The organism is Geomonas diazotrophica, from assembly GCF_018919385.1.
Taxonomy (GTDB): Bacteria; Desulfobacterota; Desulfuromonadia; order Geobacterales; family Geobacteraceae; genus Geomonas; species Geomonas diazotrophica.
In genome coordinates, this window is record NZ_JAHLMF010000012.1 from 153,400 (window position 1) to 160,442 (window position 7,043).

Consider the following 7,043-nt stretch of genomic DNA (forward strand, 5'->3'; position numbering starts at 1 on the left):
TCGGGCTTTTTTTCGGCGGTTTGCAGTGGCGCCGGAGGGGAGGGGGGCGGAGATGGTGCAAAAAAAAACGGCCCGGTGGGCCGTTTCAGCTGGGGAATCAGGAGGAGAGGGGGGCGGTCACTTCCATGAGTCGACGTCGATCAGCCCCAGCTTGGCAGCGTACTTGACGAGTTCGATCTTGCTGTGCACCCCAAGCTTTCTCATCAGGTTGGTGCGGTGGTTGTCGACCGTCTTCACGCTCAGGACCAGGCGACGTGCAATCTCCCTGGTCGGCACCCCTTCCGCCACCATGCGCATCACCTGCTGTTCGCGCGGTGATAAAAGGCCGTAGCACTCGTCCTGCGAGCCATGCTCCTTGCGGGTCCCCGCCATCAGCTTGCCCACCGTCTCCGGCGAGATCTGGCCGTCAAGGAAGAACTCCCCGCGGGAGAGCGCATCCATGGCCTGTATCAGGCGGGTACTGGTCGTTTCCTTTACCACGTAACCCCGCGCACCGGCCTTGAACGCCTCGGAGATGTACTCAACCTTGGGGTGCATGCTGAGCATCAGTACCCCGATCTTGGGAAACTCCATTATGATCTCGCGCGCCGCATCGATGCCGCTCATGTCGGGAAGCGAGATGTCCATGGTGATCAGGTCGGGCTGCAACTCACGCGCTAAAGCGAGCGCCTCTGCCCCGCTGCCGGCCTCTCCGATGGTGTGGTAGTCGGTACTGCGTTCCACAAGACTCTTCAGCCCGTCCCGGAACAGGGGATGGTCGTCGACGATCAGGACGCTCTTTTTGTGCATCGCGCACCTCGCATAGTTTTTACTTTCGTGCCAGCCCGTGCGGCGAGGTGGCAAAATGCATTCCCAATAGCACCATGGCCAAGGAGGTGTCAACCTTTTAATTAACTTCAGGCTGACAGTACGGCACCTCTACCACGATGCGGGTGCCCACCTTGGGACGCGAGGAAACCTGGAATGTGCCGCTTAGCAGGTCGACGCGCTCCGTCATCCCCACCAGCCCCAGCCTTTCCCCCCTGTCCCGCTGGCGCTGTTTCAGGTCGAAACCCTTGCCGTTATCCTCTATGCGCATCCTGATGTTGGGGTGCGAGGCGACGAGGCAGACGGTAACCTCGGTGGCCTCGGCGTGCTTGACCACGTTGTGAAGCGCCTCCTGGAAGACGCGGTACAGGTTGATTTCCGTCTCAGGCTCCAGTTTGACCCCGGTCATGCCGGCCGGCCTGAAATCTATTTTCAGCCCGTACTCCGGGGCCATCGCGGCGCAGTCATGCTCAATCGCCCCCACGAGTCCGAGCCTCTCCAGCGAACCCGGACGCAGCCGTCCCGAGATGCCCCGCACCGCCTGGATAGAGTCCCTGAGCATCCCGGAAATACGTTTCACCCGGCAGGTCAGCTCTTCAGGCGCATCGGCAAGGTCCTCTTCCAGGGTATCGATGCCGAGCTTGATGGCGTTGAGCCGCTGCCCAAGGTCGTCGTGCAGTTCCCGGGAGACGTAGCGCCTTTCTTTCTCCTGCGCGGAGATGAGGCTGTGGGTGAGGGCCCGGATCTGCTTCTCGTGCTCCTTTTTCTCGGTAACGTCACGCGCGACCGCCAGCTTTGCCGGACGGGAGAGCCCGGGCATCCGGATGGGAAGTTCGATCACCGAGTACCAGCGTTTGGTCATCTCGTTGAAGAACTCCTTGTGGATCTGCTGGTTATCAGTGAAGACGGCGTCGGTCGAACAGTCGTCGCAGCGCTCGCTGAGGCCGCGGCATACCTTGTAGCAGGGATCGGTGGCGATGTCGCCGCAGAGACCGTTTTGCATCTTCCTGTTGGCGTAGATGATGCGGTAGTCGTCCGTCACGACGTAGACCCGGTCCTCCATGGCATCGAGGAGCATGCGCAGGGTCTCCTGCGAGGCGTGCATCGCCTCCCCGATCAGCTTGCAGTCGGTGCGATCGTGGAAGGTCCCTATCAGGGCGGGCTTGCCCGAGAACTCCACGCGGCGGATCTCGACTTCGATCCAGGTGGGCGTGCCGTCGACCCTGGCGGAGGGCTGCCCCCAGGCCAGTCGCGGGGGGGCACCGGCCAGCACCTGGTGATGCACCTGCTGGAAGAGGTCGACGCTGCTGGGGTCAGGGTAGAGATCCGTGAAGAGGTTGCGGCCAATCAGGGTCTCGGTAGTGTCGTAGTAGCCGAAGAGGTCGGCGAACCGTTGGTTGAGGAAGACGACCAGGTTGTCCAGCACGACGTAAAGGCCATCAGAGAGGGTACTTACGATGGTTTCAAATAGCTGGGGGTCTGTCGCGGGCATGGGAGTTCCTGGTGGCCTACTTGGTGAATTCTACTTTGCGCATCTCGCCGGCGTAGTCAACCGCCACACCGTTTTTGTCCATGAACACTACGAGCCGATAGACTTCAGCCGAACTGCCGGCCACCATGGCCTTTTCGATCTCACCCGAGGTGTTCCAGTAGTTCCAGAATTCCACCGTGTAAGCGACGGGGGGGAGGGGCTGTTTTGCTTTTGCGATCTGCTCCGCGGTAGGGAGACGCTCGTTCTTCAACACGGAATTGGGCGCCCCGAGCCGGGCCACGATCTCATCCTTTGTGGTTTTGCCTTTGGTAATGGTCTGTGCCACGAGTTCGGGGGTCAGATAGGGCCTGGCAGCCGGAGCCGCCTGCGCGGCCTGGTGGGACTGGGGAGAGGGGTGCAGGCATCCATTCAATAACAGTGCGGACAACAGCAGACAAACCTTCTTCATGACACGCTCCTTGGGAGGCCATACACTCCTGGCCACGATAGTATGCTGGTTGTGGTATATGCAAATAAACTTACAAAGTCAAGCCCCATCTAACCCTCTGCGTGGGGCGTGAACGTGGCGGTGGCAAATCCCCCATTGTGGGCGATATCACTCGCGTTAGCTAGCGCAGTTTCTCGCTTTCAAGGGCAAGGGGCGACCCGTCTCCTAGGGTGATATACCTAGTTTTCGACTTGTTTTGGGGTGTTTTGCCTGGGATGACGTGGCGGTGGTAAAAAAACTTTTGTGGCAGAGGCGGACTCGAGAAAAGCGGCCATAACAGGCGGTTAGCCCCGGATACCGCGAACCTGTTATTGCATTTTCTGAATACTTCTATATTGCGCAGAAATGGTCTTGGCCTCGCATTTGCTAAATATGAAACGGCTCTCTTGTAATAGCTGTTGTGCTCCGTCTATCGGCACCCCCATGCCGCGATGGTGCATGACAGCACTGTAGTACCATTAAATTCGGAGGAAGACCCAACATGAAAAGAACTCGCAAAAGTTCGCTTTTGACGGGTATAGCGACGGTCGCTGGCGTGGCCATGGGTGCAGGTATGGCCTTCGCCGCCGCCCACGACTCGATAACGCTGTACACGTACGAAGAAGTGGCGCAGCAGTTCGGTCAGTCCGCTATGCCGGTCATGGCGAACCGTGTCAACAACCAGGGCATGCCGTACAGCCCGAAACAGACCTGTACCGGTGGCGGCGCCACCAACTGCCACGGCGGCTACGCCGGTTACGACCAGCTCTCCAAGCACGCCTTCCACTCTGCTCTTGGCTGGAACGAGTGGATGGATAACGATCCCAGCGGTCTGTTCATCGGCGACGGTTCCAACGACTCCCTGGTTCCCAAGGGGACCCAGACGGGCCTGAGCCCGCAGAAGCCGTGGCTGCAGTCTCACGGCCACAACGGCAAGTGGTGAGTCCCCTCTCTCCGCCAGGTGGCGGATTACGAGCTTAACCGCGACAACAAATACATCACCTACCCGAGCTTCGACGCATTCCTGAACGGCGGCGCTGCCGCAGATGGCACCGCGATCTACCCCAAAGTCGACCTTTCCCTTTGGGACCAGGCGACCATGTGCGGCACCTGCCATGTCGGCGGCGTATTCTACGAGCGTGACCGCGAGATGGACCTTCGCTTGCCGCAGAGACTGTTTGCCGACTGGCAGCAGGCCATGCTGGACCCGACCGGCCAGACCCTGCCGAAGATCAACCCGATTACCACCACCGTGTGGGAGAAGTACGACCCGGCAACCGGTGCGCAGATTTCCCAGCCGACCTTTGCCCCCTGGGCCTACCCGGTGTTCGTGGGCAACAACCCGGCCAACCCTCCCGTGTACGGCGCTAACGATGCCCAGGGCAACCCGCTTGGCTGGGTCCCGGCCGATATGGATATGAGAGACCCCAACACCGGCGCCATCATGCACCTGAAGAAAGGGCAGTTGATGATGCCGAACGTCAAGGAGATGGACTGCCTCTTCTGCCATCTCAAGGGCTACGACAATATCTCCGCCTCGGTGATGACCCTGGCCGGCAACCTCGCCTTCGCTCCTGGCGCAGGCGCAGGCATGTTCGACATGACTCCGATAAGCCCCACCTACATGGGCTACAACGGCATGAACGGCAACCTGTCCTTCGCAAACATGTCCTCCGAGCGCGGCAACGTTGCGATGGTTTCCCTTTCCGCCAATGCGCTGTCCCGGATCATGAAGCAGCCGGATTCCAACAACTGCATGCTGTGCCACGCCACCAAGACCCTGAAGAATCTCCCCGAGATGTTCGGCACCACCGGCACCAGCAACGGTTTCCTCTCTTCGGCCCCGATGATCTACGACCCCGCCCACGGCATGGGCCCCCTGGGCAAGCGCATGGTCGCCTACGACCTCAACGCCCCGTTCACGCCGGCAGGTAATTTCTCTCAGGCCATCACCGGCTACAACTACATGAGCTACATGATGCCGGAACTGCCGTGGCCGCAGGCGCTGGGCGCGACCCCCTTCAGGGATAGCTCCCTTGGCTTCAGTTCGAATTACCCGAGCCTTGACCTGGGCGGCGGCAATGCCGGCAAAACCGGTCCGCTGTACTACTACAACGACAGCACGACTCCGGATCAGAACACCATGAAGCTCTCCGTCATGCCGTTCCCCCGTGCCGAGTGGTTCAAGCGTGGTGACGCATGGCAGGACGGCAAGGACGTTCATGGCGCCTTCGGCTGTGCAGGTTGCCATTTCACCGGCGACAGCACCCATAAGAGCCAGTGCGACCCCGGCCGCGGTTTCGACATGATGGCAGGTATCCAGGACGGCGTACCGCCGCTGAAAAACCGCAACCTGATCGCCGGCGAGACTCCCGACAAGCACGATACCAGGAACACCGTCAAACGCTGCGAGTTCTGCCACGTAACCGGCAAGGATTACTACGGCCAGAGCATCGAAACTTTCGGCGCACCGAACCCGACCGTGAAGCACGCCGCGGCAGGCCTCACCGCCAACATCGTACAGATAGTCGACAACAAGGAACTCCATGGCACCTTCGGCGGCCAGGGCGTTTCCGACTACAGCAACTTCACCCGTCAGGGCAAAACTACGCTGGACGTCGGTAACCACCTCGACGTCATGGATTGCACCGTCTGCCACGTTCAGAAAAAGTCCATGGCGGTCCGTACCCTTGATGCAACCAGTGGCATGCGCTTCCCGTCCGTTATCGGCACCGACCTGTCCAAGGGTATGTTCGGCATGTTCGAAGATCCGGCTCCGGACGCGGTCAATGAAGCTGCTCGTCAGCAGTACAACCAGATGTACGAGGCCATGGGGTATGGTGCTGACTTCATCCCGGCAGGCACCCAGGTCATCGGTGGACAGCTCCAGCAGTGGAAACCGCTCATGGTTTGGCAAAAGCTTGGCAACCTCGAGCTTCCGCTCACCACCAACCTGGGCGATGGTGCCAACTTCTCCAACGGTGCCAACTCCAGCATGAAGTTCCGCCGCAAGATCTACCTCTCCAACCCGATCGTCGCGGCGATCTGGAACAACTACACCTCCAGCGTCGACGCCAACGGCGACGGCGCCCCGGGCGGCAAGCTGAACAACAGCAAGGCATCCCTCACCGGTTACAGGGACATCTTCACTGGCGAGCTCCTTAACAAGAACAACGCCCAGGGCTACGACGAGCCGATCTTCGACCCGTGGATCATGCGTGACCTGAAGGAAGGCTTCAACTTCGGTCCGTCCGCCCTCTCTGTCATTTCCGTAGGTTTCGGCGCTCCGGGGATGCCGTCTATGATGGCGTACGATCCTTCCGGCAACGGCAAGTTCTCAACCGATAACTACTGGAAGTACGTTTCCATCTGGAGCGGCGCTGTTGTCTTCACCGAACCGGACCAGATCCGCGACTACAAAAACTGGCGCAACAGCCTCACTTCCAGGGAAGACAAGAAGTGGACCGGCACCGAACTGGCCCTCGTAGGCGACCCGTTCATGGTCACCCACAACGTCCAGGGTGTGAGCAACTACGTCAAAGGTAAAACCTGCAACGAGTGCCATGCTTCGGGCCAGGGCTTCTTCAACGGCGACTTCACCATGACCGGTAGTGCCATCCCCGCTGGGCGCACCTACAACCCGACCACACCGCTCCTCACCCAGGGGTCGGCTGAAGACGCGAACACGCTGATTCCTGTGCTGGACGCCAACGGCGATACCGCCCGCGACCTCAGGGGTGAGAACACCAACTTCGCGATGGAAAGCAACATGATGGAGCGCCCGCTCGAGCCGTATCGTGTGAAGGCCTACAAAGGCGACCTGCGTACCGCCTTCGAAGGCTTCAACAAGCTGGGGCAGCCGCGTACCACCGAGTTCCAGCAAGAAGTAACCATCGGCGGCGAGGAGTATGTGTACACGGTACCGATGCAGCGTGCGGATGCTCTCTACCCGCACGAGAAGGACGACAACGGTGCTGAAGCGAAGATCTACTACAAGATCGGCGATATCGACCCGGCTACCGGCATTGTGAAGACCGGTGCCGTGGCCATGTCCGGTCGCGAGTACGCAAACTACCTCGAGTCCGCTGCCGTGGCCAACGCGGCCACCTACGGTATCGGCATTGACCCGGTGGCAGACATCGCTACCGTTGCCAGCCAGGCAGCAAACGGCGGCAGCCAGATCATCACCGTGACCAAGGGCGCAACCGTCGACCTGGTCGCTGCCGACGCGGCTTCGGCGGGTAGCTTCACCTACTCCTGGCTGCTCAACAGCGGGGC

At 60.3% G+C, this 7,043-nt stretch carries 5 protein-coding genes; 2 read left to right on the top strand and 3 right to left on the bottom strand.

The genetic code is table 11. The features are described 5' to 3' along the window. Window positions 1–117: 117 nt before the first annotated feature. From KOM00_RS14680 to KOM00_RS14690, 3 genes are all read right to left on the bottom strand, one after another. Entirely contained in the window at window positions 118–789 is a 672-nt protein-coding gene (locus KOM00_RS14680) for a response regulator (RefSeq protein WP_216499681.1), read from the bottom strand. 97 nt (window positions 790–886) lie between these two features. After that, the gene (locus KOM00_RS14685) at window positions 887–2,299 is read right to left on the bottom strand and encodes a PAS domain-containing sensor histidine kinase (protein ID WP_216499682.1); all 1,413 of its coding nucleotides are present in this window, start codon (window positions 2,297–2,299) and stop codon (window positions 887–889) included. 16 nt (window positions 2,300–2,315) lie between these two features. Next, window positions 2,316–2,747: a hypothetical protein gene (locus KOM00_RS14690; protein ID WP_216499683.1), complete on the bottom strand. Its 432-nt coding sequence runs from the start codon at window positions 2,745–2,747 to the stop codon at window positions 2,316–2,318. A 520-nt stretch (window positions 2,748–3,267) separates the two neighbouring features. On the opposite strand from KOM00_RS14690, the gene KOM00_RS14695 reads away from it, so the two are divergent. Together KOM00_RS14695 and KOM00_RS14700 are read left to right on the top strand one after the other, a co-directional pair. Next, window positions 3,268–3,708, top strand: coding sequence for a cytochrome C (locus KOM00_RS14695; protein WP_216499684.1), 441 nt, complete (start codon window positions 3,268–3,270; stop codon window positions 3,706–3,708). Window positions 3,709–3,726: 18 nt separating this feature from the next. Then, window positions 3,727–7,043, top strand: a 3,317-nt coding sequence (locus tag KOM00_RS14700) for a hypothetical protein (protein ID WP_216499685.1), incomplete at its 3' end; no start/stop codon positions are given.